The following is a 23455-nucleotide window of genomic DNA, read 5'->3' on the forward strand; positions in this document are numbered from 1 at the left end:
ATGAAAGCCGGCAAAATTTATAGGCGAGCCGCCGCGCTCGGGCTGGTAGCGCGGCCCGAGACGGATGCCGACGTCCCGTTCCTCGGCGCCCTCTATGCCTCGACCCGTATGGAGGAACTCGCCGTGACCTCCTGGAGCGAGGCGCAGAAGCATGCGTTCCTCGACATGCAGTTCCAGGCGCAGCGCGCGCATTACCGGCGCCACTATCCCGAGGCCGATTGGCTGGTGGTGGAGCGTGCTGGCGAGCGCATCGGCCGCCTCTATCTCGAGCGCTGGCCGAGCCAGCACCGCATCATCGACATCGCCTTTCGGCCCGAGCATTGCGGCAACGGGTTCGGAACTGCGCTCCTCAACGACCTGATCGACGAAGCCGCTGCCGTCGGCAAGGCCGTGTCGATCCATGTCGAGAAGCACAATCCGGCGCGACGGCTCTATCTGCGGCTCGGCTTCGAGGTCGCCGAGGACAAGGGCGTCTACGACCTGATGGCACGGGTTGCTGCGTCATCGGATACGAGCGGCCAAGGCCCTCAGTTGAAGACGGCCTCGTAGCTATAGCTCGTCGCATCCTGCGACACCGGCACGATGAAGATGTCATGCGCAAGCTCGCTGCCGACAAAGCGATAGGTGGCCTGCGGCAAGAGCATTTCGCGCGGTCCCTTGAACAGCAGCGAGAAGCCGCCGCCGTCGCGCGGGCTGTTGGCGATGTGCTTCACCGCGCTCAATTCCAGCGCGACCATCTTGCCATTCGTCTCGACGATGAAGGTCTGACCGACAGCCTGATCGAAATCCGTAACCGAAACCATTCTCGTCCGCCCTCGATCGCTTGTCTCGGCCGCCAATGTCGTCGGCCCGCGCCGGCTTGTCCATAGCGTGCAGACCGGAGCAGGAAAAGTGTCTGGGGGGTTCTATTCGAACCCGCTCTTACGGCGGGAGTCGCAGCGGTTCGAAGATTCTATCGGGTGCCGGCCGTCCGGCCGTTGCGCCAGCCCCCGCGCTGGCCTAAACCCGTTATAAGTCATGCTATTTATGGCTTTTGAGGCACCGCGGGAGGATGCAACACATGGCTGAAGCCAGGACCGACATGGCGCCGGCAGCAAGCGCCGCCAGCAATGCGCTGCCATTGTTCTACTTGAAGCCCGAGGCGCTCAACCCGATACGTCATGGCTCGCTCGGGCTGACCGCCCGCGCCGATTTCGGCTTTGCGCGCACGGCACATGCGATTCCCATAGCGGCGTCGGAAATGCCAGGCGCGATGCGCTCCTATCCGATCGTCTTCATCGGCTCGGCCAAGGCGCCGGTGATCATCACCGGCGTGCGCCAGAACGAGAACCTGTTCGTCGATGCCGACGGCCGCTGGACCGAGCCGCATTACATCCCCGCCTATGTGCGGCGTTATCCGTTCATCCTTGCCGATGAGTCGGCCACTTCGGGCCGGCTGACGCTCTGCGTCGACCGCGCCAGCGAGCGTGTCGTCGACCAGCTCGCAGCACCGTTCCGCGACGATGGCGGCAAGCTCGCTTTGTTCTTCAACGGCACCGAGCCGACAGAGGCGACCAAGCAGGCACTCGCCTTCTGCAGCCAGTTCCAGAACGATTTCAACGCCACCCGCGCCATCGTCGAGAAAGTCGACGCGCACGGCCTGTTCGCGCCGCGCCAGAGCAAGGTGACGCTGGAAGGCGGCGAGGTGCTCAACCTTACCGATTTCCAGGTGATCGACGAGCAGGCGCTGAACAAACTGAGCAACGAAGCCTTCCTCGACCTCAGGAAATCCGGCGCGCTGGCGATGATCTACTGCCAGCTGGCTTCCAGCAACAGCTGGTCGTCGCTGGTCTATCAGGCGGCGCTGCGCAAGCGGACATAGCTTCAGAGGCTCCCACCTGGATTGTTGGGATGGGCCGGCCGACTCCGAATCGGTTATGGCTTCCCTATGCAGGAAACGTCCCTCTACGAGCCGGTGAAGCGGTTCCTCGAGAGCATGGATTTCGCCGTCAAGGGCGAGATCGGTGGCTGCGACGTGGTCGGCGTTCGCGCCGGCGAACCACCGGTTGTCGTCATCTGCGAGCTGAAGCTGCAATTCAATCTCGAGCTCGTCCTCCAGGCCGTCGACCGTGCGGCGGCCTGTGATGAAGTCTGGCTGGCCGCCTATATGTCGGCGCGCGGCAAGGGCCGCGAGCATGACCGCCGCTTCCGCGCGCTCTGCCGCCGCCTCGGCTTCGGTCTGTTGGGCGTCGGCAGGAAGGGAGAGGTGGAGTTGCTGCTCAGTCCCGCCGCCTTGCCGCCGCGCCGGGATCCCAGGCGACGCTCGCGCCTGGTCGAGGAGCACCACCGCCGCAAGGGCGATCCGTCGATCGGCGGCAGCACGCGCAGGAAGCCGATCATGACCGCCTACCGGCAGGAGGCGCTGGCCTGCGCTGCCGCCATGGCCGAGGGCCCGAAACGGCCGCGCGACCTCAAAGCGCTTTCGCCACGCGCCGCGAGCATCCTGCAGCATAATTACTATGGCTGGTTCGCCCGCGCCGAGCGCGGCATCTACGCGCTGACCGAAGCCGGTCTTGCGGCGATTGGACCTTTGCCGGTGGCGTTATAAGCTTCCGCGCCACGGAATATTTGCCGGCTCATCACCCGGCGCTGGTCTACCACTCGGCAAACGAGCCGTCCTTGTGGCGCCAGACCGGGTTGCGCCAGCGATGCCCTTCCTTGGCGCGCTCCTTGACATAATCCTCGTCGATCTCGACGCCCAGGCCCGGCCCGTCGGGAATGGCGACATAGCCATCCTCGTAGCGGAAGACGTCCTTGTTGGCGGCGTAGTCGAGCAGGTCGTTGCCGGCATTGTAGTGGATGCCGAGGCTCTGCTCCTGGATGAAGCAGTTGTAGCTGACGGCGTCGAGCTGCAGGCAGGCGGCAAGCGCGATGGGCCCGAGCGGGCAGTGCGGCGCCACCGCCACGTCATAGGCCTCCGCCATCGCCGCGATCTTGCGGCATTCGGTGATGCCGCCGGCATGCGACAGGTCCGGCTGGATGATGTCGACGACCGCTTGCTCGAACACCGACTTGAAGTCCCAGCGGCTGTAGAGCCGTTCGCCCAGCGCGATCGGCGTCGAGCCGAGCGCCGCGATCTCCTTCAGCGCCTCGCGGTTTTCGCTCAGCACCGGCTCCTCGATGAACATCAGCCGGTAGGGCTCCAGTTCCTTGACCAGGATGCGCGCCATCGGCCGGTGGACGCGGCCATGGAAATCCACCGCGATGCCGATATTGGGGCCGACCGCCTCGCGCACCATGGCGACCCGCTCGACCGCGGCGTCGATCCTGTCGTGGCTGTCGACGATCTGCAATTCCTCGGTGCCGTTCATCTTCAGCGCCAGGAAGCCGCGCGCCACGACATCCTTGGCGCCCGCCGCCACTTCCGCAGGCCGGTCGCCGCCGATCCAGGAATAGACCTTGATCGTCTCGCGCAGCCTGCCGCCGAGCAGCTCATGCACCGGCACGCCGAGCGCCTTGCCCTTGATGTCCCACAGCGCCTGGTCGATGCCGGCAATCGCGCTCATCAGGATCGGCCCGCCGCGATAGAAGCCGCCGCGATGCATGACCGTCCAGTGATCCTCGATCAGGCGCGGATCCTTGCCGATCAGATAGTCGGCCAGTTCCTTGACCGCCGCTTCGACCGTCAGCGCCTTGCCCTCGACCACCGGCTCGCCCCAGCCGCTGACGCCGGCATCGGTCTCGATCTTGAGGAAGAGCCAGCGCGGCGGAACGATGTAGGTGGTCAAAGCGGTGATTTTCATGCTGGCGGCCGGTCTCAGTTGTTTTTCAGTTTCTTGGCGCTGGTCAGGTCGCGCGCGGCAAGGTCGAGTATCTTGTTCGTCGCGTTGCGCGCGGCAACGGCGTCGCGCATGCGCAGCGCCTCGACCACCTCGCCATGCGCCGCCGCCGCTTCCTTGCGCCTGACCGGCGAGATCGTCGCTGTGGCTTCCAGCGAAAACAGCAGCGCCGTATCGATCAGCTTGCCGATCTGACGGAAGATCGGGTTGTGGCTCGCGCCGTAAACGATCTGGTGGAAGACGATGTCGGAGCGCGAAAACTGCGCCAGATCCTCGCCGGCGCCGGCCATGCCTTGCCAGGCCACTTCGAGATCGGCGATCTCCTGCAAAGTCGCCCGCGTTGCCGCGAGTTCCGCCACCAGCGGCTCGATGGCGCGGCGGGTTTCGAGGATCGCGTCGAACAGCTTGTCGTCCAGCGCGTGCGGCGCGTGCCAGGCAAGCACCTGCGGGTCGATGATGTTCCAGTTGTCCTGGTCGCACACCACCGTGCCGACGCGTGGCCGGGACAGCACCAGGCCCTTGGCCGCTAGCACTTTCAGCGCTTCGCGGATGACGGTGCGGCTGACGCCATATTCGATGCCGAGATCGTTCTCGGTCGGCAACGACGATCCCGCCGGATAGCGTCCGGAAAAAATATCGGAGGCGATCGCCTTGGTCACATCCGGCATGACACGCGGGCGGCGCGTGGTCTCGCGCGCTTCCTTGTCCTCGTCAGCCTTCTTCGGTGTTTCGTTCACCTCAGCCCCTCCTCCAAGGCAGCGAACCCTTCGGTTTGCGCGCACTTGGTCCGGCCTTAGCGGATGCGAGTGATTTGCGCCAGCGACTAGTGATCATACCATGTATATCATTTATCATACCAGATCAATTGACGGGTATGATAAAACTGATTACACCTTGTGGACCCGAGCCCGCACTCGGCCGTTCACTGGGAGGTAATCATGCGACTTTTGAAAACCGCGCTCGTCGCGGGTGCTCTCGCCGTCTTGTCTGTCACGACCATCGCGTCCGCCTATGCGCAGGACACCAAGATCGGCTTCATCGTCAAACAGCCGGAAGAGCCGTGGTTCCAGGACGAATGGAAGTTTGCCGACCAGGCTGCCAAGGAAAAGGGTTTCACGCTCGTCAAGATCGGCGCCGAGGACGGCGAGAAGCTGATGTCGGCGATCGACAATCTCGGCGCTCAAGGAGCGCAGGGCTTTGTCGTCTGCACGCCGGACGTGAAGCTTGGACCGGGCATTGTCGCCAAGGCCGCCGCCAACAATCTCAAGCTGATGACGGTGGACGACCGCCTTGTCGGCGCCGACGGCAAGCCGCTGGAAGACGTGCCGCATATGGGCATCTCCGCCACCAAGATCGGCGAAGCGGTCGGCCAGGCCATCCTCGACGAGATGAAAGCGCGCGGCTGGAAGCTGGACGAGGTCGGCGCCATCCGCGTCTCCTACGACCAACTGCCGACCGCCGTCGACCGTGTCGAAGGTGCGATCTCGGTGCTGAAGGCGGCCGGCTTCAAGGCCGAAAACATTTTTGACGCCCCGCAGGCCAAGACCGATACCGAAGCAGCTCTGAACGCCGCGACCGTGGTGCTCAATGCCCATGCCGACGTCAAGAAGTGGATCGCCTTCGGCCTCAATGACGAGGCGGTGCTGGGCGCCGTGCGCGCTTCCGAAAGCGTCGGCATTCCGGCCGACGGCATGATCGGCGTCGGCATCGGCGGCGCGGAATCGGCGATCAACGAGTTCAAGAAGCCGGCGGCCACAGGCTTCGTCGGCACGGTCATCATCTCGCCCAAGCGCCACGGCTACGAGACGGCGCTCAACATGTATGACTGGATCGCCAACAACAAGGAGCCGGCTAAGCTGACGCTGACCGCCGGCGCGCTGGCCAAGCGCGACGACTACCAGAAGGTGCGCAAGGACCTCGGCATCGAATAGTCCTCCCTGTACAAACGGGCGGCGGCGCGGACCGCCGCTCGTTTGGCATGCTCAAGAAGGATCGAGGCCCCGTGTCCTTTCTCGAATTCTCCAACATCACCAAGACCTATCCGGGCGTCAGAGCCTTGTCGGATGTGTCGTTCGGCGTCGAAAGGGGCGCCGTGCACGGGCTGATGGGCGAGAACGGCGCTGGCAAATCGACGCTGATCAAGATCCTCTCCGGCGACCAGCATGCCGACGCCGGCGCAATCAGCATCGACGGCAGGGTTCAAGCCTATGGCTCGACCAGGAACGCCTTCGACAATGGCGTCATCGTCATCCACCAGGAATTGCAGCTGGTGCCCGAGCTGACCGTCGCCGAGAATCTCAGCCTTGGCCGCTTTCCGGCGAGCGTAGGCGTCATCGCGCGGCGCCGCATGCTCGACGATGTCGGCGCCAAGCTCAAATCGGCCGGCATCGACATCGACATGCGCCGCAAGGTGAAGACGCTGTCGATCGGCGAGCGCCAGATGGTCGAGATCGCAAAGGCCGTGATGCTCGACGCTCGCGTCATTGCGCTCGACGAACCGACCTCATCGCTGTCGTCGCGCGAAAGCGAGATCCTGTTCGCGCTGATCGACAGGCTGCGCGGCGAGGGCAAGGTCATCCTCTATGTCTCGCACCGCCTCGACGAGGTGTTCCGTCTCTGCGACAGCCTGACGGTGCTGCGCGACGGCAAGCTCGCCGCGCATCACGCATCGCTCGAAGATGTGACCCGCGATCAGGTCGTTGCCGAAATGGTCGGCCGCGAGATTTCCGACATCTGGGGTTTTCGCCCGCGCAAGACCGGAGAGGTCCGCCTCAAGGTGGACAATCTGAGCGGCGCCAGGCTGCGCATACCGGCAAGCTTCGAAGCCCGCGCCGGCGAGATAGTCGGCCTCTTCGGCCTCATCGGCGCCGGTCGCTCGGAGCTGATGCGGCTGGTCTTCGGCGCGGATCCCTGCTCCGGCGGCACGATCGTCGTCGATGGCGAGATCGTTGCCGCCGCCAGCCCGCATGACGCGATCCGGGCCGGCATCGTGCTCTGCTCGGAGGACCGCAAGCATGACGGCATCATCCAGGGCCGTTCGATCGAGGAGAACATCAACATCTCGTCCAGGCGCCATCACACGCGCTTCGGCGTGCTGAACCGCGCCAGCGAGATCGCGACCGCGGAAACCTTCATCAAGAAGCTCAAGGTGCGCACACCGTCGCGCAGACAGGACATCATCAACCTCTCCGGCGGCAACCAGCAGAAGGTCATTCTTGGCCGCTGGCTGTCCGAACAGGGCGTGCGCGTGCTCATCGTCGACGAGCCGACGCGCGGCATCGATGTCGGCGCCAAGTCGGAGATCTACGAGCTGCTCTACCAGCTTGCCGAGGACGGCATGGCGATCGTCGTCGTCTCCTCCGAGTTGCCGGAAGTGATGGGCATCTGCGACCGTATCCTGGTGATGTGCGGCGGCAGGATCAGCGCCGAGCTCGCGCGCGACCAGTTCGCCGAAAAGGCGATCCTGGCCGCTGCTTTGCCGGACAAGAAAACCCCCGACGCGATCGCATCCTGAGGATTTGTAATGACCGATCGCTTGAAAAAAATCCTGCTCGGCGAACAAGGCCTCGTCGTCATCTTCGTCGTCGCCTTCGCGCTGGTGTCGCTGCTGGTGCCGAACTTCCTCACCGACCGCAACATGCTGGGTCTCCTGCAGTCCGTGGTCACCGTGGGCATCGTCGCCTGCACCATGATGTTCTGCCTCGCGGCGCGCGACTTCGACCTGTCGGTCGGCTCCATCGTCGCCTTTGCCGGCATGGTCGCGGTGATGGCCTCGAACACCACCGGCTCGATCCTGCTTGGCCTCATCGCGGCCATCGCCTGCGGCGCGGTCGTCGGCTGGGTCAACGGCGTGGTCATCGCCAAATTCCGCATCAATGCCCTGATCACCACTCTGGCCACCATGCAGATCGTGCGCGGCTTCGCGCTGATCTCGTCGGACGGCCGCGCCGTCGGCATCAATAGCCCGGATTTCTACCAGCTGGCTCTGTCGAAGCTGCTCGGCATCCCGACGCCGATCTGGGTGCTGGCGGTGCTCTTCGCCATTTTCGGCTTCGTGCTGAACAGCACCGTCTTCGGCAAGAACACGCTGGCCATCGGCGGCAATCCGGAGGCCTCGCGTCTTGCCGGCGTCAATGTCGACAGGACACGCATCTGGATCTTCACGCTGCAGGGCGTGGTCTGCGGCATCGCCGGCATCCTGCTCGCCTCGCGCATCACCTCCGGCCAGCCCAATGCCGCGGTCGGGCTTGAGCTTTCGGTGATCTCGGCTTGCGTGCTGGGCGGCGTCTCGCTCGCCGGCGGCCGCGCGACGATGTCGGGCGTCATCGTCGGCGTGCTGATCATGGGCATCGCCGAGAACGCCATGAACCTGCTCAACATCCCCGCCTTCTACCAGTACATCGTGCGCGGCGTGATCCTGCTTCTGGCCGTGCTGCTCGACAATCTTCGTTCCTCGGCATTGGGGCGGCGCTGATGGCAAGGCTCAAGGGAAAACGCATCTTCCTCACCGGCGCGGCGCAAGGCATCGGCTATGCCATCGCCGAGGCCTGCCTGCGCGAGAAGGCCGAGCTGTTCCTGGTCGACCGCGACGCTGGCCTTCTCGCCGAAAGCGCTGGCCGTTTGGGCAAGGTTACGCATGCGGCGGCCGACATCGCCGATGCCAAGGCGATCGAAGCCGCGATGGCAGCGGCGGCGAAGGCCATCGGGCCGATCAACACCGTCATCAACAATGCCGGCATGAACGTCTTTTCGACACCGCTCGAAGCCAGCGAGGATGATTGGACGCGCAATCTCGATGTCAATGTGAAGGGCGCCTGGCACTGCGCCAGGGCGGCGCTGCCCGGCATGATCGGGCAGGGCGGCGGCGTCATTCTCAACATCGCCTCGACGCACGCCTTCACCATCATCCCGCACACTTTTCCTTATCCCGTCGCCAAGCACGCGCTGCTCGGCCTGACCAGGTCGTTGGCGATCGAATATGCCGGCAACAATGTGCGCGTGAACGCGCTCGCGCCCGGCTATGTCGCGACGCAGAAGGTCATCGACTACTGGAACAGTTTCGAGGATCCCGAGGCTGCGCGCGCCAAGACGCTGGCGCTGCATCCGGGCGGGCGGATCGCGACGCCGCAGGAGATCGCCATGGCCGCGGTCTTTCTCGTCTCCGACGAGTGCCCCTTCATCAACGCCGCCTGCCTCGTCGCGGATGGCGGCTTGAGCGTGCTTCACCACCCCTGAAACAAGCCATGAACCGGGAGGATAAAATGGCAAATGATGTCTTCGCGAAATCCCTGCTGACACGCCGGCAGGCGCTTGCGCTTGGCGCAAGTGCCGCGCTGGCCGGCGCGCTGCCGCGCGGCGCCTTCGCCGCGGACGAGAAGGTCACGCTCTGGCATGGCTGGACCGGCGCCGACAACACCACGGCGCTCAACGGCGTCATCGATACCTTCAACAAAGGCGGCAAGGGCGTCGCGGTCGAGCCGACCGGCTATGACTGGGATACCTTGTTCTCCAAATGGGTGGTCTCCTCGGCCGGCGGGCGCGCGCCGGACCTGGTGCTCTTCCACATCACCGAACTGCCGGAATTCGCCACGCGCAAGGTCATCCGCCCGATCGATGATGTCGTCGCCTCGTCCGGCCTTGACCTGTCGCAGGTTCCCGATGCCGGCCGCACCGGCGTGACCTTCGACGGCAAGGTCTATGCCGCGCCGCTCGACGTGCACCCGCTGGGCTTCTACTACAATGTCGATATGGTGCAGGAGGCAGGCCTCGATCCCTCGAAGCCGCCGAAGACCGGCGAGGAATTCCTCGAATGGGCAAAGAAGCTCACTGTCAAGGACGGCAGCGGCAAGGTCACCCGCTACGGCTTCGAACTGCCGAACACCTGGGCGACGGCGCGCTGGATCTGGTTCAGCCTGATGTACCAGAATGGCGGCACCTTCCTTGACGACAAGGGCCTGGCGGCAGTCGACAGCGAAGCCTCGCAAAAGGCGCTGCAGTACCTCGTCGATCTGATCAATGTGCATGGCGTCACCAACCCGGAAGTCGGCGGCAACAAGGGCGAGGACGCCTTCGCCTCGAAGCAGGTCGCCATGAAGTTCATCGGCCCGTGGGAGGTCAATCTGCGCATGGCGCAGAAGATGAATTTCATGACCGCGCAGCTGCCGGTGTTCGGCCAGAAGGCAGCCGTCTGGGCGAACTCGCATTGCATGGCGGTGTCGAAGCAGAAGAGCGACGACAAGCTCGCCGCCGACGGCACGTTCATGAAATGGTTCTTCGACAATTTCGCCGCGCCCGCCACCACCGTCGGCATCATCCCGCAGAGCAAGGCAGTGCGCGAGAGTGCTGCCTTCACCGGCACCGAGCAGTACAAATACTTCAAGTCCTTCGTCGACGATCTGCCCAACATCGTCTACGAGCCGCTGATCCCGAAATATCTGTCGGTCTTCTCCTTCGACAAGCCGACGCCGCTGGTCACCAACCTCCAGGCAGCGCTCAGCGGTTCCAAGCCGGTACCGGATGCCTTGAAGGCGATGAAGGAAGGTCTCGACGCGCAGCTGAAGAAGGGCTGATGACATCGCTTGCAACACAGCCGGCGGGCCGCTCCAGGGCCCGCCGGGCATCGGCGCAGGAAGGCGGAGCGGTGCGCAGCGGCATGACGCTTGCCGCTTATCTCTTCCTGTCGCCCTATCTGGCGCTGTTCATCGCCTTCATGCTGTTGCCGACGCTCGCCGCCATCGGCATCAGCTTCATGCGCTGGGATATCCTCGGCACGCCCGAATTCATCGGCCTCGACAATTACCGGCAGATCTTCGCCGATCCGCTGTTCCTGACCGCGATCAAAAACACCTTCTATTTCGTCTTCCTGACGGCGATCCCGATGGTCGTGCTCGGTCTGGCTTTGGCCATGCTGCTCGACCAGAAGCTCAAGGGAACAGCCTTTGTGAGGACAGTGGTGTTCCTTCCTTACGTGGTCATGGTCTCAACGGTCGGCATCCTGTGGGGCTGGCTCTTCGACAAGGGCACCGGCCTCGTCAACTACTACCTGACTACGATCGGCATCGAGCCGGTCGCCTGGCTCAAGGACCCGCACTGGTCGATGCCGGCGCTGGCCATCACCACCATCTGGTGGACCGTCAACACCAACATGATCATCTTCCTCGCGGCTCTGCAGGACATTCCGGAAGAATTGCACGATGCCGCGACGCTCGACGGCGCCGGCCCGTGGCAGCGCTTCGTCTACATCACGCTGCCGCTGCTGAGGCCGGCCATGGCGCTGGTCACCGCGCTCACCATCATCAATGGCTGGCGCGTCTTCGGTCAGGCCTATGTGATGACGCAGGGCGGCCCGGAGGCCAGCACCTTCGTCATCGTGCAGTACATCTACCTCGCCGCTTTCCAGAATTTCGAGATGGGTCCCGCGGCCGCCGCCGGCGTCGTGCTGCTCCTGATCACGCTGGTGTTCTCGCTGGCGCAGATGAAGCTGATGAAGGCGATCTGATGCAGGACCAGCGCCCCAACCGTGCCGGTAAATCGCTCGGCGGCCGCGCGCTCGCCTATGTGCTGATGGTGGTGGTCACGGCGCTGTGGGGCGCGCCGATCCTGTGGATGCTGGTCACCTCGATAAAGCCGGAAAGCGAGATCTACGCCTATCCGCCGGCCTGGATCCCGGATCAGCCGACGCTCGAGGCCTATGGTGCGCTGTTCCAGCGCTTTCCGATGCTGACCTGGTTCCGCAACTCGGCCGTCGTCGGCATTCTCACCACCGTGCTGACCTTGGCCGTCGATGCGCTGGCCGCCTATCCGCTTGCGCGCATGCAATTCCCCGGCCGCCGCGTCATCATGGGCGTGATTTTCGCGACCTTCCTGCTGCCGTACGAGCTGCTTTTCGTGCCGCTGTTCCTCGGCCTGAACAGCTACGGCCTGGTCGACAGCATTTTCAGCCTCACCGTGCCGGCCTCGGCGAACGCTTTCGGCGTCTTCCTGCTCACCCAGTTCTTCCAGGCCGTGCCGAGGGAATTGGAGGACGCCGCAGTGATGGACGGCTGCAGTCGCTTCGGCTTCTTCTGGCGCATCCTCTTGCCACTCACCAAGCCGGGCCTTGCCACGGTGGCGATCTTCACCTTCGTCGCCAGCTGGAACAATTTCTTCTGGCCGCTGATCGCCACCAATTCCGACGAGACGCGCACGCTTCCAGTCGGACTGGCGACGCTGGTCGGCGGCGCCGGCATGTCGATGAAGCAGAGCGTGCTGATGGCATCGGCGGTCGTGGCCACGCTGCCGACGGCGATCTTCTTCCTCGCCCTGCAACGCCACTTCGTGCGCGGCATCGCCGCAACCGGCATCAAGGGATGACGATGGCCGATATCGATATCGCCAGCGATCGCCTGCGCTGCGTGATCTCGACGCAAGGCGGGAGCATCTGGCGGTTGGAAGCCGATCTTGGCGCTGGTTTGCAACCGCTGCTGCGCCCCCCGCCCGAAGGTTCGGACCGCGACCCGCTGAAGGCCGGCTGTTTTCCGCTGGTGCCGTTCGGTAACCGGGTCGAAGGCAACCGTTTTGTCTTCGACGGCGTCGAGCATAGTCTGGCGCCGAACATACCCTGGGACTCGCACTACCTCCACGGTGATGGCTGGCTCGCCGACTGGACCGTCGATCAACGCCGGCAAGCGCTTGCATCGCTGTCGTTCGACTTTCAGGGCGAGCCTTACCGCTACCGGGCAACGCAGCGTTTCGAATGCGACGGCACGACGCTTCGAGCGACGCTCGGCGTGACAAATCTCGGGACACAACCGATGCCCTTCGGCCTCGGCTGGCATCCATTCTTCCCGCTGACGCCGGCAACCACGCTTGAAGCGACGGCGACCGATTATTGGACAGAGAAGGCGGGCTGGCTTCCCGATGCCCGCATGGCCATCCCCGAGACGCTGGGTTTCAGCCGGCCGAAGACGCTGCCGCGCCGCTGGGTCAACAACGGCTTTGAAGGCTGGCACGGCGCGGCCTCCATCGTCTGGGCGGAGCGGCGCATACGGCTCGACATCGAAACCGCCCCGGCGCTGTCGCGCTATTTCCTGTTCGTCTCCGACACCAAGTTCGATCCGCACTACCGCGAGGATTTCTTCTGCTTCGAGCCGATGAGCCACTCCCCCAACGGCCAGAATCTTTCAGCGCTTGGCGGCCTTACGGTGCTGGCGCCGGGACAGGGCATGGCGGTCTCGATGACGCTGTCGTGCAGCGCGATGAGGGGTCCGCCATGATGGAGGTCGCGGAAGTCTGATATCGAGAGGCCGGGATCACATAGGACCCTGCAAGCTCCGCTGCAGGTCGTCGCGTATCAGGCCGACCAACTCGGTGTGAAGGTCGGCGCGCGAGCGACTGCCGCCGTCGGCGCAGATCGGGTCGACCTCGCCCGTTTCCTTCAGCAGCTCGGCGCCGCCCGGCTTGCATTCCTGCAGGAAGCTGAAATGGATGGCACCTTCGACATTGGCATATGTACCTCGCGGCGCGATCGCGGCCAGTTTGTCGGCGACGACTCCTAGCGGGATCGTGTCGGCGCTGCCGAGATTGATGAAGTCCATCGGGATCGCGATCGCCTTCAGGCTAGCGGCGTCGAAGGCCAACGCAAGGCCAGGATCGACCAGCACGGCCGCTTTGATACGGCGGTCGAGATTCGACTGCTCGAAGCGCGCCTTGTCGACCTTCCTGAGGTCGAGCTTGTCGACATGCACGACCGCGTCGTCGCGGTAGCCGATGCCGCCCGCATACCAAACGCAGTCCCATTTCCTGTATTCGTCGCAATAATGGGCATAGGCGTCGAGGCTGGCGCGGGCGCCGGCGATCTCCATCGCCGCGGCGCCGCCGAGCGAGAAGCCGAGCACGCCGATCCTGTCGCCGTCGACGACATTGCCCCATGTCTGGTCGGCGGTCATCGCGTCGATCACGGCCGAGAGGTCCTTGGTGCGTTCCCACAGTTTCGGCGTGTCGGCCGGCGTCGAGTCGCCGCTGGTCGTGCCGGGATGATTGGGGCCGGCCACGATGAAGCCCGCCTTGGCCAGTTCCGTCGCCAGCCAGGCCATGCCCTGCACGCGGCCGCCCGATCCGTGCGATAGCACGACCAGGGGAAAGCGCCCCTTGAGCAACGGCGCATTCTTGAAGGCCGGCACACCCTTGAAGGCCTTGTTGTCGCCAAGCACGATGGCCTCGCCGCCGGCCTCGGCCGGATACCAGACAAACACCTGGAGATCGCGGCCGCGTTCCGGCGCCGCGACGGAGATTTCGCGCATGCCGACCTCGGCGGCCTGGGCGGTGGCGGTGAAAACGACTGTGAGCATTGCTGCGGAAAGGATACGGGAGAATGTCATAAGAGCCTCGCTCGGTTGAAAAGACCGGCGATGATTTGCCGACAACATCCCCAAATCGCGTCCTCGATCGTGATCGAGGTCGTTCTCAATCGCGATCCGGGCCATTATCCATGCATCCGATTTGCCCTTGAGATTGCCCGTGATTTTCGTTCCGCTTCCCTTTGTCGTCGCCCTGCTTTTGCTGGTCCTGCTTGTTCGCATGCTGCGCGCCGAGCAGCCGAGCCGGCCATTCCTTGCCCTGGTCGGCCTGTGCATCCTGCAGTCGGTGCTTCTCGGTCTGCGCTGGGGCTACGACATGACGGCGCTGCGCTATGTGCTGCCGGTGGTTGCGAGCTGCCTGCCGCCCATCGTCCTGGCCGGGTTTCGCAGCCTGATCCACCGCAGTGCCGCCAAGGCGGACAGCACTCGCTGGCTGCATGCGGCCGCGCCTGGCCTGATGCTCGCCCTGGTGCTGTTCGCGCCGGCCCTGATCGACGCCGCCATGATCGTGATCTTTGTCGGCTATGCGTTGGCGGTGCTCGATCTCAGCCGCGCCGGCCCCGATGCGCTGGACGAGGCGCGTCTCGACGGCGCGGTCGCGGCGCACCGCGCGCTCGTCATCGCCGCCCTGGCGCTTTGCGTCTCGGCCTTTTTCGACTTCGCCATACTGATGGATTTCGAATGGAGCAGGGGCGAGAATGCGGCCTTCATCGTCAGCAATGCGAACTTTCTCGGCCTGTTCCTCATCGGGCTGACAGCCATCGCCGCGGCACGCGCGCAGCCTCAATCCGCGGCCGCCGAGGAGCCCGAAGCGCCGTCGTCGGTCGCGCAGGATCGCGAGGTTCTCGACAGGGTCCGCACCCTCCTGGCCGAGCAGAAACTGGCGCGCGACGAAAATCTCACTTTGTCGCGGCTGGCCCGCCGTGCCGGCGTTCCGGCGCGTCAGATATCGGGCGCGGTCAACCGGCAGGCCGGCAAGAACGTCTCGCAATTCATCAATGATTTCCGCATCGCCGAAGCCTGCAGGCTGCTCAGCGAAACCGACATGTCGGTGACCTCGGCGATGCTCGAGTCAGGCTTCCAGACCAAATCGAATTTCAACCGCGAGTTCCGGCGCGTCACGTCGCTCAGCCCCGCTTCATGGCGCGAGCGATCGCGCTCAGAAACGCTCGCGGTAGTCGCGCGGGTTGGTGCCGAGGACGCGTAGGAAGCCGCGCCGCATCGTTTCCTCCGAGCCGAAGCCGCAGCGACGGGCCGTTTGACTGACCGTCTGCCCCCGCTCCAGCATCCGCCGGGCCGCTTCGATGCGGATCTCCTCGATGGCGCGGGCAGGTGTTCGCCCGGTTGCCTCCTGGTAGTGCCGCGAGAAACTGCGCCGGCTCATATTGGCGTGGTCGGCCAGCTGCTCCAGCGAAAGGTCGGCGCTGAGATTATCCAGGATCCAGCCATGCAGCCGGTCGAAGCGCCCATCGCCTTCCTGCAATTTCAGGGTCTGGCTGAACTGCGCCTGGCCGCCGGGGCGTTTCAGGAAGACGACCAGCTCGCGCGCCACCGCCAGCGCCATGCGCCGGCCGAGATCGGCCTCCACGAAGGAAAGCGCCAGATCGATGCCCGCCGTCACACCCGCGGAGGTCCACACATTGCCGTCGCGAATGTAGATCGGGTCGGGCTCCAGCCGAACCGCCGGAAAGCGCCGGGCGAACTCCGCACAACGTCCCCAATGCGTCACCGCGCGGCGGCCGTCGAGCAGGCCGGCCTCAGCCAGCAGCATGGCGCCGCTGCAGACGGAGGCTGTTCGCGTGGCATCGCGCGAGCGGCCGATGATCCACTGCACCAGCTCAGTATCCTCGCAGGCCGCGTTGACGCCCCAGCCGCCGGGCACGATCACCGTGTCGATCGCGGTCCCGTGCGCCGGCAGCGCCGCGGCCTCCAATACCAGGCCGGACGATGTCCTGATCCGCGGCGAAGCGGCGACGACGACGACGTCATAGGCGGCCGCTTCGCCGGCCTGCGTCCTGAAGTCGTTGGCGCTGGCAAAAACCTGGAGCGGCCCGCTGACATCGAGGAGCTGGATGTCGGGATAGGCGAGGATTTCGATGCGGCGCATGGCTTTGGCCTGAAACGAGGGATGATTGGCGATCGTGCCAAAGCATGATGCCGTAGATTGCCCCCAAGTCAACTTACCCAGTCAACCCACGGAGATTTCCATGTCCCTTCGTTTCGGCATTCTCGTTTTCCCCAACGTTCAGCAGCTCGACCTCACCGGGCCCTATGAAGTTCTGGCGACTGCCAAGGGCGCCGAGGTGGAACTGATCTGGAAGGATCGCGATCCGGTGATGTCGTCGACGCGGCTTTCGCTGACGCCGACAGCGACCTTCGACGATTGCCCGCCTCTCGACGTGCTGTGCATTCCGGGCGGAGGCGGCGTCAACGCGCTGCTGGAGGACAAGGCGGTTCTCGATTTCGTCTGGGAGCGCGCGGCGCAGGCGCGCTACATCACTTCGGTGTGCAGCGGCGCCCTGGTGCTTGGCGCTGCCGGATTGCTCAAGGGCAAGCGCGCCACCACTCACTGGTATGCGCATGATTTCCTAGAAGAATTCGGCGCGATCCCGGTCGATGCGCGTATCGTCGAGGACGGCAAGCTGATCACCGCCGGCGGCGTCACTTCGGGCATCGATTTCGGCCTGGCGCTGGTCGCAAGGCTGCTCGGACAGGCGGAAGCCGAGGTCGTGCAACTCTCGCTCGAATATGCGCCGGCGCCTCCCTTCAGGTCGGGTACGCCCGCTGAGGCCTCGCCGGCCGTCCTGGCGGAAGCCAAGGAGCGGCTTTCGGGTTCGAGGCGGGCTCGCGAGGAGATGTTCGCGCGCTGGCGGCAAGAGCGCAGGGCTGCCGAGCCAAAGCGCATCCGCGCCTGAACCGACCGGCCGGATGGCGGATATCTCGCCATTCGGCTCTTGCCCCATTTCGACTGTTGACACATCTTTCCGCCTGTGCAGAAATTGGTTGGACCATTGAACCACTTTAGGCTCTGGCTTGACCGATCTTTTGCCTCCGATCCAGACGACGGCCCGCGATGACGCGGTGCTGAAGGCGTTGGCGGGTTTCGTTCGGCAGGAAGCTCTGGGTCCCGGCGAAAAGCTGCCGACCGAGCGCATCCTCGCCGAGCGTCTCAAGGTCAGCCGCAATACGGTGCGCGAGGCCCTCACCCGCTGGGAGGGGCTCGGCCTCGTCGAGCGGCGGCAGGGCTCCGGCACCTATCTCAAGGCCGCCGTTTCACCCGATATGCTGCACATGCCGCTGACGCTGGCCGGCGGCAATGATTTCGCCGGCCTGATGTCCACGCTGGAGATCCGCCGCGCGCTGGAGGCCGAGGCGGCAGCACTTTGCGCCATTCGCGCCGGCAAGGCCGAGATCGCCGAGATCGAGCGCAAGCTCGACCTCATGGAAGAGGCCTTCCAGACCCGCGCCGGCATGTCCTCGGACGAGGATTGGGAATTCCACCAGGCGGTCTTCCGCGCCTCGGGAAATCCGCTGTTCGAGCAGATCATCGCCGCCATGTACGAGATGTTCCACCGCTTCTGGGAGCATCCGCTCGGCGTGCGCGATTTCGGCCACGCCAGCTTTCCCTATCACCGCACCATCTTCAATTGCATCGCCGCGCGTGACCCCGACGGCGCCCGCGCCGAGGCGCTGAAGCTCATCGCCACCGTCGAGGACGATCTGAAGCGCGGCGCCGCCAACCTCAAACTTTCGGACCGCAGATGAACGAGCAGCCCAACACCCTCGATCCGGCTTCGCTGGCTAGCGACTATCTCGGCGAGGCGGCGACGCTTCTGGCGCATGACGATCCGTTTCCGGGCGGTGCCGTGGTGCCGCCGATCTACCAGACCTCGCTCTTCACCTTCGCCAATTACGCCGACATGGCCGACACCTTCGCCGGCAGGAGAAAGCAGCCGATCTATTCGCGCGGCGACAATCCGACGGTGATGGAATTCGAGGCGCGCGTCGCGGCTTTGGAAGGCGCCGAAGCGGCGCGCGGCTTTTCCAGTGGTATGGCGGCGATCAGCGCCACGCTGCTCGCTTTCGTCGGCGCCGGCGAGCGCATCCTTGCCGTGCGCAACTGCTATGGCGACGCCTACCGCTTGTTCGAACGCCTCTTCCCGCGCCTCAATATCAAGGTCGACTATGTCGACGGCTCCGATCCCGACGCCGTTGCCGCCGCCCTTCCGGGCGCCAAGCTGCTCTACCTCGAAAGCCCGACCTCGATGATGTTCGAGCTGCAGGATATCGCGCATCTTGCCCGGCTGGCGAAGGAGCAGGGCATCGTCACCACCATCGACAATTCCTGGGCCAGCCCCGTCTTCCAGAAGCCGATCACGCATGGCGTCGATCTGGTGCTGCATTCGGCTTCGAAATATCTGGGCGGTCACAGCGACACCGTCGCCGGCGTGGTGGCGGGTTCGGCCGCCCACATCAAGCACATCAACGAGCAGACCTATTCCCAGCTTGGCGCCAAGCTGTCGCCCTTCGAGGGCTGGCTGCTGCTGCGCGGCCTACGCACCTTGCCGCTCAGGCTGCCGCATCACATGAAAAGCGGGTTGATTCTTGCCGAGCGGCTGAAGGCGCATGGCAAGGTCGAGCGGGTCAACCATCCCGCCTATTCCAACCATCCCGGCAAGAAGACGCTTGCCGGCTATGCCGGGCTGTTCTCCTTCGAGGTCGCCGAGGATGTCGACATCCCGGCCTTCGTCGATGCGCTGAAGCTGTTCCGGATAGGCGTCAGTTGGGGCGGCCATGAAAGCCTGGTCGTGCCGGCAAAGGCCTCGCTCGAGCAGACCCCGGGCATCAATTCGATGGCGCGCTTCGGCGTCAGCCCCCGAACCATCCGCTTCAATGTCGGATTGGAAAATGTCGAGGATCTCTGGACCGACATCGTCCAGGCCTTCGACAAGTCAAAAAAATAAACGGATCAAAATGGGAGTCCTGAAGATGAAAAGACTGACCTTCATGCTTGCCGCCGTCGCCGGCCTGGCGATTTCCGCCAGCGGCGCGCTGGCCGATACCACCATCAAGCTGGTCGAGGTCATCACCAGCCCGCCGCGCACCGAATTCCTGAAGAAGCAGATCGCCGAATTCGAAAGCGCCAATCCCGGCATCAAGGTCGAGGTGGTTTCGCTGCCCTGGGGCCAGGCCTTCGAAAAATTCCTCACCATGGTGCAGGCCGGCGACACGCCCGACGTCGTCGAGATGCCGGAACGCTGGATGGGGCTTTATGCCAACAACGCCCAGCTCGAGGATCTCGGCCCCTATATGGCCAAGTGGGACGACGCCAAGACGCTGGGCGACCGCGCCAAGCAGTTCGGCTCGACCGTCAACAACACGCAGTTCATGATCCCCTACGGCTACTATGTGAACGCGCTGTTCTGGAACAAGAAGTTGTTCAAGCAAGCCGGCCTCGACGGCCCGCCCGCTACGCTCGACGAATTCGTCGCCGACTCCAAGAAGATCTCGGCCATCCCCGGCAAATACGGCTATTGCCTGCGCGGCGGCCCCGGCGCCTTCAACGGCATGCACATGTTCATGAACATCGCCGCGGGCAAGGGTGGTTACTTCAACGAAGACGGCACCTCGACCATCAATGACGAGGGCTCGGTCAAGGGCCTGCAGATGCTGGCCGACATGTACAAGAACGGCCTGGCGCCGAAGGACGCCGTGAGCTGGGGCTTCAACGAAACGGTCACCGGCTTCTATTCCGGCACCTGCGCCATGCTCAACCAGGATCCCGACGCGCTGCTCGGCATCGCCGACAAGATGAGCGCCGACGACTTCGCCGTGGCGCCGTTGCCCGTCGGCCCGAGCGGCAAATCCTATCCGACGCTGGGCTATGCCGGCTGGGCGATGTTCGCCAATTCCCAGCACAAGGATGAGGCCTGGAAGCTGATGGCGACGCTTTTGTCACCGAAGGACAATCTGGAATGGGCCAAGGAAGTCGGCGTCGTGCCGATCCACAACGGCGCCGACCAGGATGCCCATTTCAAGACCGAGCAGTTCAAGGGCTGGTTCACCGAGCTCAGCGACAGCTCCAAATATGAAATGGTGACCCCGCCGACCCATCTCGAAAACCTCGGCAACTTCGTCGACCAGGTGGCGATCAAGAATTTTCAGGAAGTGCTGCTCGGCCAGAAGACCGCCAAGGAGGCGGCTGACGGATGGGCCACGTTCCTGACCAAGGAACAGCAGGACTGGCTGGCCAAGAACAAGAAGTGACATCTCCTTTCCCTTCTCCCCGTTTCACGGGGAGAAGGTGGCCCGATAGGGCCGGATGAGGGGCAGCGCCATACCTTCGTAAGTTCGCGCCGCCCCTCATCTGCCTGCCGGCATCTTCTCCCCGTAAACGGGGAGAAGGACGCTGTCGCTTACGCCAGCTCCCAATCCACCACCGTAGAGCCAAAGATTCATGACCTACGCAGTGTCCGAAATCCGATCCGCCGCCCGGCCGCGAAAGCAACGGCTGACGAAGGCCGCGATCGAACCATGGCTCTATCTTTCGCCGGCTATCGTTCTCTTGGTCGTGGTGCTCTTAGTCCCGCTGATCATCGGCATCAGCTATTCCTTCCGCAAATTCTCGGCCTTCAAGTCGCAATATGTCGGCCTTGCCCAATACCAGGCGATGCTCTCTGACCAGGTGCTCGGCCAGGCGCTGGTCAACACGCTGTGGTGGACTGTCGCCAGCCTGTTCTTCCAGTTCTTCCTTGGGCTGGGCCTCGCGCTGCTGCTCGACAAGCCGTTCTACGGGCGCAAGGTCGTACAGGCGGTGGTGTTCCTGCCTTGGGCGGTGCCGTCCTTCCTCTCGGGCCTCACCTGGGCCTGGCTGTTCAACCCGATCATCGGGCCGCTGCCGCACTGGTTGTTCGCGCTGGGCTTGAAGGCCGAGCCGACCAATGTGCTTTCCGACCCCGCCACCGCCATGTGGGGGCCGATCGTCGCCAACATCTGGTTCGGCATCCCTTTCTTCGCCATCACGCTGCTCGCCGCGCTGAAGTCGATCCCATCCGAATTGCATGAAGCCGCGGCTATCGACGGCGCCTCGCCCTGGCAGCGCTTCACCAAGGTGACGCTGCCCTTCCTGGCGCCGACCATCGTCATCACCGTCATGCTGCGCACCATCTGGATCGCCACCTTCGCCGACCTGATCTTCGTCATGACCGAGGGCGGGCCGGCCGGCTCGACCAGCACGGTGCCGGTCTACATCTATGTCAGCGCCTTCAAGTCGCTCGACAAAGGCTATGCCTCGGCGGTGGCGGTGCTGCTTCTGGTGCTGCTCATCGCCTACGCCATCGGGCTCATCGCCATCCGCCGCACGCTGGTGAGGCACGTCTGATGATCGCCGGTCGCTCCACTTCCTCGCGCCTCATTGGCGGCTTCGGCCTCTACGCGGCAATCGCCGCCTACATGATCTTCGCGCTGTTCCCGATCTTCTGGACGCTGAAGATCTCGGTGACGCCGGAACGCCTGCTCTATTCCGAAGGCATCACCTTCTGGCCTTCTGAGACGACGTTTCAGAACTTCGCCACCGTGCTCGAAGCCTCCGACTTCCCGCGCTATTTCCTGAACAGCGTCATCGTCTCCGTGTCGACGGCCGCGTTTGTCACGGTCATCGCCACGCTCGCCGGCTACGCCATGTCGCGCTTCACTTTCCGCGGCAAGGCGACCTTGGCGATCCTGTTGCTGCTCACCCAGACCTTTCCGCTGGTCATGGTCATCCCGCCGATCTACCGCATCATGGGCGATCTCGGCCTGACCAACAGCCTGATCGGGCTGATCATCATCTACACCGCCTTCAACACCGCCTTCGCCACCTTCCTGATGCAGTCCTTCTTCGACGGCATCCCGAAAGACCTGGAGGAGGCGGCGATGATCGACGGCTGCACGCGCACCCAGGCGATGCGCCGCGTGATCGTGCCGCTGACCTTGCCCGGCATGGGGGCGACGCTCGGCTTCGTCTTCACCGCCGCCTGGAGCGAATTGCTGTTCGCGCTGATGCTGATCTCCAGCGACGAGCAGAAGACCTTCGCCGTCGGCCTGCTTACCTTCATCGGCAAATTCGCCGTCGACTGGGGGCAGATGATGGCGGCCTCCATCCTGGCGCTGATCCCGGTCTGCGTCTTCTTCGCCTTCCTGCAACGCTATCTCGTCACCGGCCTTACCGCCGGCGCGGTCAAAGGATAAAAGATGGCTTCCGTCACGCTGCAAAACGTCGAAAAGGACTATGGCGCGCTGCGCATCCTGCACGGAGTCGATCTGGAAATCGCCGATGGCGAGTTCGTTGTGCTGGTCGGCCCGTCCGGTTGCGGCAAGTCCACGCTGCTGCGCATGATCGCCGGCCTCGAGGAGGTCACCGGCGGTCAGATCCATATCGGCGAGCGCCTGGTCAACGATGTCGCGCCCAAGGACCGCGACATCGCCATGGTGTTCCAGTCCTATGCGCTCTACCCGCATATGGACGTCTCCTCGAACATGGGCTTCAGCCTGATGCTGAAGAAGGCCGAGAAGACGACGATCGACGGCCGCGTCGGCGCCGCCGCCAAGCGGCTTGGCCTCGACGCCTATCTCGGCCGTCTGCCGCGCCAGCTTTCCGGCGGCCAGCGCCAGCGCGTCGCCATGGGCCGCGCCATCGTGCGCGACCCGAAAGTGTTCCTCTTCGATGAGCCGCTCTCCAATCTCGACGCCAAATTGCGCGTCCATATGCGCGCCGAGATCAAGGCGCTGCACCAGCAGCTCAAGACCACGTCGGTCTATGTCACGCACGACCAGGTCGAGGCGATGACCATGGCCGACCGCATCGTCGTCATGCATGACGGCTATGTGCAGCAGGTCGGCCATCCGCTCGAGCTCTACGACCGGCCGGCCAACACTTTTGTCGCCGGCTTCATCGGCTCGCCCGGCATGAACTTTTTGCCGGCGAAATTTGCCAAGGGCGGCAAGGCGGATGCCCTATTAGCCGATGGCCAGAAGTTGCGGTTGCCGGATGGCCTCCCGCTAAAGGATGGTGACGATCTCACCATCGGTCTGCGGCCGGAGCACATAAAGCTGGTCGACGATGGCACGCTGAAGGCCGAGGTCGAGGTGGTCGAGCCGCTCGGCCTGTCGACGCAGTTCTATGTCAGGCTGGCCAACCAGCAGATCTGCGTCTTCGTCATGGGCCGCAGCGACGTGAGGCCGGGCGACACCATCCGCCTCGCCGCCGATCCCGCGGCGCTGCATCTCTTCGATCCGAAGAGTGGTAATCGCATAAATTAG

24 protein-coding genes are annotated in these 23455 nt (G+C 64.2%); 19 read left to right on the forward strand and 5 right to left on the reverse strand.

Going from position 1 to position 23455, the window contains the following annotated elements:
- Positions 1 to 549: a GNAT family N-acetyltransferase gene (locus tag KVT37_RS07935; protein ID WP_217571389.1), complete on the forward strand. Its 549-nt coding sequence runs from the start codon at positions 1 to 3 to the stop codon at positions 547 to 549.
- On the opposite strand, the gene KVT37_RS07940 is transcribed toward KVT37_RS07935, so the two are convergent.
- Entirely contained in the window at positions 528 to 803 is a 276-nt protein-coding gene (locus KVT37_RS07940) for a hypothetical protein (RefSeq protein WP_217571391.1), read from the reverse strand. The genes KVT37_RS07935 and KVT37_RS07940 overlap by 22 nt on opposite strands.
- Positions 804 to 1060: 257 nt before the next feature.
- Here KVT37_RS07940 and KVT37_RS07945 point away from each other — a divergent pair, with 257 nt between their 5' ends.
- Positions 1061 to 1861: a SapC family protein gene (locus KVT37_RS07945; RefSeq protein ID WP_217571393.1), complete on the forward strand. Its 801-nt coding sequence runs from the start codon at positions 1061 to 1063 to the stop codon at positions 1859 to 1861.
- A gap of 66 nt (positions 1862 to 1927) precedes the next feature.
- On the forward strand, positions 1928 to 2587 hold the full coding sequence (locus KVT37_RS07950) for a DUF2161 domain-containing phosphodiesterase (protein WP_217571394.1): 660 nt from the start codon (positions 1928 to 1930) through the stop codon (positions 2585 to 2587).
- Between the two features lie 46 nt (positions 2588 to 2633).
- On the opposite strand, the gene dgoD is transcribed toward KVT37_RS07950, so the two are convergent.
- Positions 2634 to 3782: a galactonate dehydratase gene (gene dgoD / locus KVT37_RS07955; protein ID WP_217571395.1), complete on the reverse strand. Its 1149-nt coding sequence runs from the start codon at positions 3780 to 3782 to the stop codon at positions 2634 to 2636.
- A gap of 14 nt (positions 3783 to 3796) precedes the next feature.
- Positions 3797 to 4486 (reverse strand): FadR/GntR family transcriptional regulator, encoded by a 690-nt coding sequence (locus tag KVT37_RS07960; protein ID WP_217571864.1) that lies wholly within the window; start codon positions 4484 to 4486, stop codon positions 3797 to 3799.
- 270 nt (positions 4487 to 4756) lie between these two features.
- On the opposite strand from KVT37_RS07960, the gene KVT37_RS07965 reads away from it, so the two are divergent.
- The 8 genes from KVT37_RS07965 to KVT37_RS08000 are packed head-to-tail and all read left to right on the forward strand — an operon-like array spanning position 4757 to position 13072.
- Positions 4757 to 5749, forward strand: coding sequence for an arabinose ABC transporter substrate-binding protein (locus tag KVT37_RS07965; protein ID WP_217571396.1), 993 nt, complete (start codon positions 4757 to 4759; stop codon positions 5747 to 5749).
- Between the two features lie 47 nt (positions 5750 to 5796).
- The gene (gene araG, locus KVT37_RS07970; protein ID WP_217571397.1) at positions 5797 to 7332 is read left to right on the forward strand and encodes an L-arabinose ABC transporter ATP-binding protein AraG; all 1536 of its coding nucleotides are present in this window, start codon (positions 5797 to 5799) and stop codon (positions 7330 to 7332) included.
- 9 nt (positions 7333 to 7341) lie between these two features.
- Entirely contained in the window at positions 7342 to 8292 is a 951-nt protein-coding gene (araH, locus tag KVT37_RS07975) for an L-arabinose ABC transporter permease AraH (RefSeq protein ID WP_217571398.1), read from the forward strand.
- On the forward strand, positions 8289 to 9053 hold the full coding sequence (locus tag KVT37_RS07980) for an SDR family oxidoreductase (protein ID WP_217571866.1): 765 nt from the start codon (positions 8289 to 8291) through the stop codon (positions 9051 to 9053). Before araH ends, KVT37_RS07980 begins: the two co-directional genes overlap by 4 nt.
- A gap of 26 nt (positions 9054 to 9079) precedes the next feature.
- Complete coding sequence (locus tag KVT37_RS07985) at positions 9080 to 10387, forward strand: ABC transporter substrate-binding protein (protein ID WP_217571399.1); 1308 nt, start codon at positions 9080 to 9082, stop codon at positions 10385 to 10387.
- On the forward strand, positions 10387 to 11316 hold the full coding sequence (locus KVT37_RS07990) for a carbohydrate ABC transporter permease (RefSeq protein WP_217571401.1): 930 nt from the start codon (positions 10387 to 10389) through the stop codon (positions 11314 to 11316). The genes KVT37_RS07985 and KVT37_RS07990 overlap by 1 nt, the downstream gene beginning before the upstream one ends.
- On the forward strand, positions 11316 to 12170 hold the full coding sequence (locus tag KVT37_RS07995) for a carbohydrate ABC transporter permease (RefSeq protein WP_217571403.1): 855 nt from the start codon (positions 11316 to 11318) through the stop codon (positions 12168 to 12170). The genes KVT37_RS07990 and KVT37_RS07995 overlap by 1 nt, the downstream gene beginning before the upstream one ends.
- Before the next feature lie 2 nt (positions 12171 to 12172).
- Complete coding sequence (locus tag KVT37_RS08000; protein WP_217571405.1) at positions 12173 to 13072, forward strand: aldose 1-epimerase; 900 nt, start codon at positions 12173 to 12175, stop codon at positions 13070 to 13072.
- A gap of 36 nt (positions 13073 to 13108) precedes the next feature.
- On the opposite strand, the gene KVT37_RS08005 is transcribed toward KVT37_RS08000, so the two are convergent.
- On the reverse strand, positions 13109 to 14146 hold the full coding sequence (locus tag KVT37_RS08005; RefSeq protein ID WP_254633873.1) for an alpha/beta hydrolase: 1038 nt from the start codon (positions 14144 to 14146) through the stop codon (positions 13109 to 13111).
- Positions 14147 to 14315: 169 nt separating this feature from the next.
- Here KVT37_RS08005 and KVT37_RS08010 point away from each other — a divergent pair, with 169 nt between their 5' ends.
- Complete coding sequence (locus tag KVT37_RS08010; protein WP_217571409.1) at positions 14316 to 15362, forward strand: AraC family transcriptional regulator; 1047 nt, start codon at positions 14316 to 14318, stop codon at positions 15360 to 15362.
- On the opposite strand, the gene KVT37_RS08015 is transcribed toward KVT37_RS08010, so the two are convergent.
- The gene (locus KVT37_RS08015) at positions 15315 to 16262 is read right to left on the reverse strand and encodes a GlxA family transcriptional regulator (RefSeq protein WP_217571411.1); all 948 of its coding nucleotides are present in this window, start codon (positions 16260 to 16262) and stop codon (positions 15315 to 15317) included. The genes KVT37_RS08010 and KVT37_RS08015 overlap by 48 nt on opposite strands.
- A gap of 100 nt (positions 16263 to 16362) precedes the next feature.
- Here KVT37_RS08015 and KVT37_RS08020 point away from each other — a divergent pair, with 100 nt between their 5' ends.
- The 7 genes from KVT37_RS08020 (at position 16363) to KVT37_RS08050 (ending at position 23455) form a co-directional block, all read left to right on the forward strand.
- A complete protein-coding gene (locus KVT37_RS08020; RefSeq protein ID WP_217571420.1) occupies positions 16363 to 17070 on the forward strand; it encodes a DJ-1/PfpI family protein in 708 nt (235 codons plus the stop codon).
- Positions 17071 to 17188: 118 nt separating this feature from the next.
- Entirely contained in the window at positions 17189 to 17920 is a 732-nt protein-coding gene (locus KVT37_RS08025) for a FadR/GntR family transcriptional regulator (RefSeq protein ID WP_217571422.1), read from the forward strand.
- On the forward strand, positions 17917 to 19119 hold the full coding sequence (locus KVT37_RS08030) for a PLP-dependent transferase (protein WP_217571424.1): 1203 nt from the start codon (positions 17917 to 17919) through the stop codon (positions 19117 to 19119). Before KVT37_RS08025 ends, KVT37_RS08030 begins: the two co-directional genes overlap by 4 nt.
- A 25-nt stretch (positions 19120 to 19144) precedes the next feature.
- On the forward strand, positions 19145 to 20422 hold the full coding sequence (locus KVT37_RS08035; protein ID WP_217571426.1) for a sugar ABC transporter substrate-binding protein: 1278 nt from the start codon (positions 19145 to 19147) through the stop codon (positions 20420 to 20422).
- Between the two features lie 190 nt (positions 20423 to 20612).
- Positions 20613 to 21536, forward strand: a complete 924-nt coding sequence (locus tag KVT37_RS08040) for a carbohydrate ABC transporter permease (protein WP_217571428.1) — start codon at positions 20613 to 20615, stop codon at positions 21534 to 21536.
- On the forward strand, positions 21536 to 22384 hold the full coding sequence (locus KVT37_RS08045) for a carbohydrate ABC transporter permease (protein ID WP_217571430.1): 849 nt from the start codon (positions 21536 to 21538) through the stop codon (positions 22382 to 22384). The genes KVT37_RS08040 and KVT37_RS08045 overlap by 1 nt, the downstream gene beginning before the upstream one ends.
- 3 nt (positions 22385 to 22387) lie before the next feature.
- Positions 22388 to 23455, forward strand: coding sequence for an ABC transporter ATP-binding protein (locus tag KVT37_RS08050; protein WP_217571432.1), 1068 nt, complete (start codon positions 22388 to 22390; stop codon positions 23453 to 23455).

Origin of the sequence: Mesorhizobium sp. GbtcB19 (assembly GCF_019091085.1) — a bacterium.
Lineage (GTDB): Bacteria > Pseudomonadota > Alphaproteobacteria > Rhizobiales > Rhizobiaceae > Mesorhizobium.

What these genes read in the sequence shown, in the direction of transcription:
- KVT37_RS07935 (WP_217571389.1), top strand. Translation starts at nt 1, where the DNA reads ATGAAAGCCGGCAAAATTTATAGGCGAGCCGCCGCGCTCGGGCTGGTA.
- KVT37_RS07940 (WP_217571391.1), bottom strand. Translation starts at nt 803, where the DNA reads ATGGTTTCGGTTACGGATTTCGATCAGGCTGTCGGTCAGACCTTCATC.
- KVT37_RS07945 (WP_217571393.1), top strand. Translation starts at nt 1,061, where the DNA reads ATGGCTGAAGCCAGGACCGACATGGCGCCGGCAGCAAGCGCCGCCAGC.
- KVT37_RS07950 (WP_217571394.1), top strand. Translation starts at nt 1,928, where the DNA reads ATGCAGGAAACGTCCCTCTACGAGCCGGTGAAGCGGTTCCTCGAGAGC.
- dgoD (WP_217571395.1), bottom strand. Translation starts at nt 3,782, where the DNA reads ATGAAAATCACCGCTTTGACCACCTACATCGTTCCGCCGCGCTGGCTC.
- KVT37_RS07960 (WP_217571864.1), bottom strand. Translation starts at nt 4,486, where the DNA reads ATGCCGGATGTGACCAAGGCGATCGCCTCCGATATTTTTTCCGGACGC.
- KVT37_RS07965 (WP_217571396.1), top strand. Translation starts at nt 4,757, where the DNA reads ATGCGACTTTTGAAAACCGCGCTCGTCGCGGGTGCTCTCGCCGTCTTG.
- araG (WP_217571397.1), top strand. Translation starts at nt 5,797, where the DNA reads ATGCTCAAGAAGGATCGAGGCCCCGTGTCCTTTCTCGAATTCTCCAAC.
- araH (WP_217571398.1), top strand. Translation starts at nt 7,342, where the DNA reads ATGACCGATCGCTTGAAAAAAATCCTGCTCGGCGAACAAGGCCTCGTC.
- KVT37_RS07985 (WP_217571399.1), top strand. Translation starts at nt 9,080, where the DNA reads ATGGCAAATGATGTCTTCGCGAAATCCCTGCTGACACGCCGGCAGGCG.
- KVT37_RS07990 (WP_217571401.1), top strand. Translation starts at nt 10,387, where the DNA reads ATGACATCGCTTGCAACACAGCCGGCGGGCCGCTCCAGGGCCCGCCGG.
- KVT37_RS07995 (WP_217571403.1), top strand. Translation starts at nt 11,316, where the DNA reads ATGCAGGACCAGCGCCCCAACCGTGCCGGTAAATCGCTCGGCGGCCGC.
- KVT37_RS08000 (WP_217571405.1), top strand. Translation starts at nt 12,173, where the DNA reads ATGGCCGATATCGATATCGCCAGCGATCGCCTGCGCTGCGTGATCTCG.
- KVT37_RS08005 (WP_254633873.1), bottom strand. Translation starts at nt 14,146, where the DNA reads ATGCTCACAGTCGTTTTCACCGCCACCGCCCAGGCCGCCGAGGTCGGC.
- KVT37_RS08015 (WP_217571411.1), bottom strand. Translation starts at nt 16,262, where the DNA reads ATGCGCCGCATCGAAATCCTCGCCTATCCCGACATCCAGCTCCTCGAT.
- KVT37_RS08020 (WP_217571420.1), top strand. Translation starts at nt 16,363, where the DNA reads ATGTCCCTTCGTTTCGGCATTCTCGTTTTCCCCAACGTTCAGCAGCTC.
- KVT37_RS08030 (WP_217571424.1), top strand. Translation starts at nt 17,917, where the DNA reads ATGAACGAGCAGCCCAACACCCTCGATCCGGCTTCGCTGGCTAGCGAC.
- KVT37_RS08035 (WP_217571426.1), top strand. Translation starts at nt 19,145, where the DNA reads ATGAAAAGACTGACCTTCATGCTTGCCGCCGTCGCCGGCCTGGCGATT.
- KVT37_RS08040 (WP_217571428.1), top strand. Translation starts at nt 20,613, where the DNA reads ATGACCTACGCAGTGTCCGAAATCCGATCCGCCGCCCGGCCGCGAAAG.
- KVT37_RS08045 (WP_217571430.1), top strand. Translation starts at nt 21,536, where the DNA reads ATGATCGCCGGTCGCTCCACTTCCTCGCGCCTCATTGGCGGCTTCGGC.
- KVT37_RS08050 (WP_217571432.1), top strand. Translation starts at nt 22,388, where the DNA reads ATGGCTTCCGTCACGCTGCAAAACGTCGAAAAGGACTATGGCGCGCTG.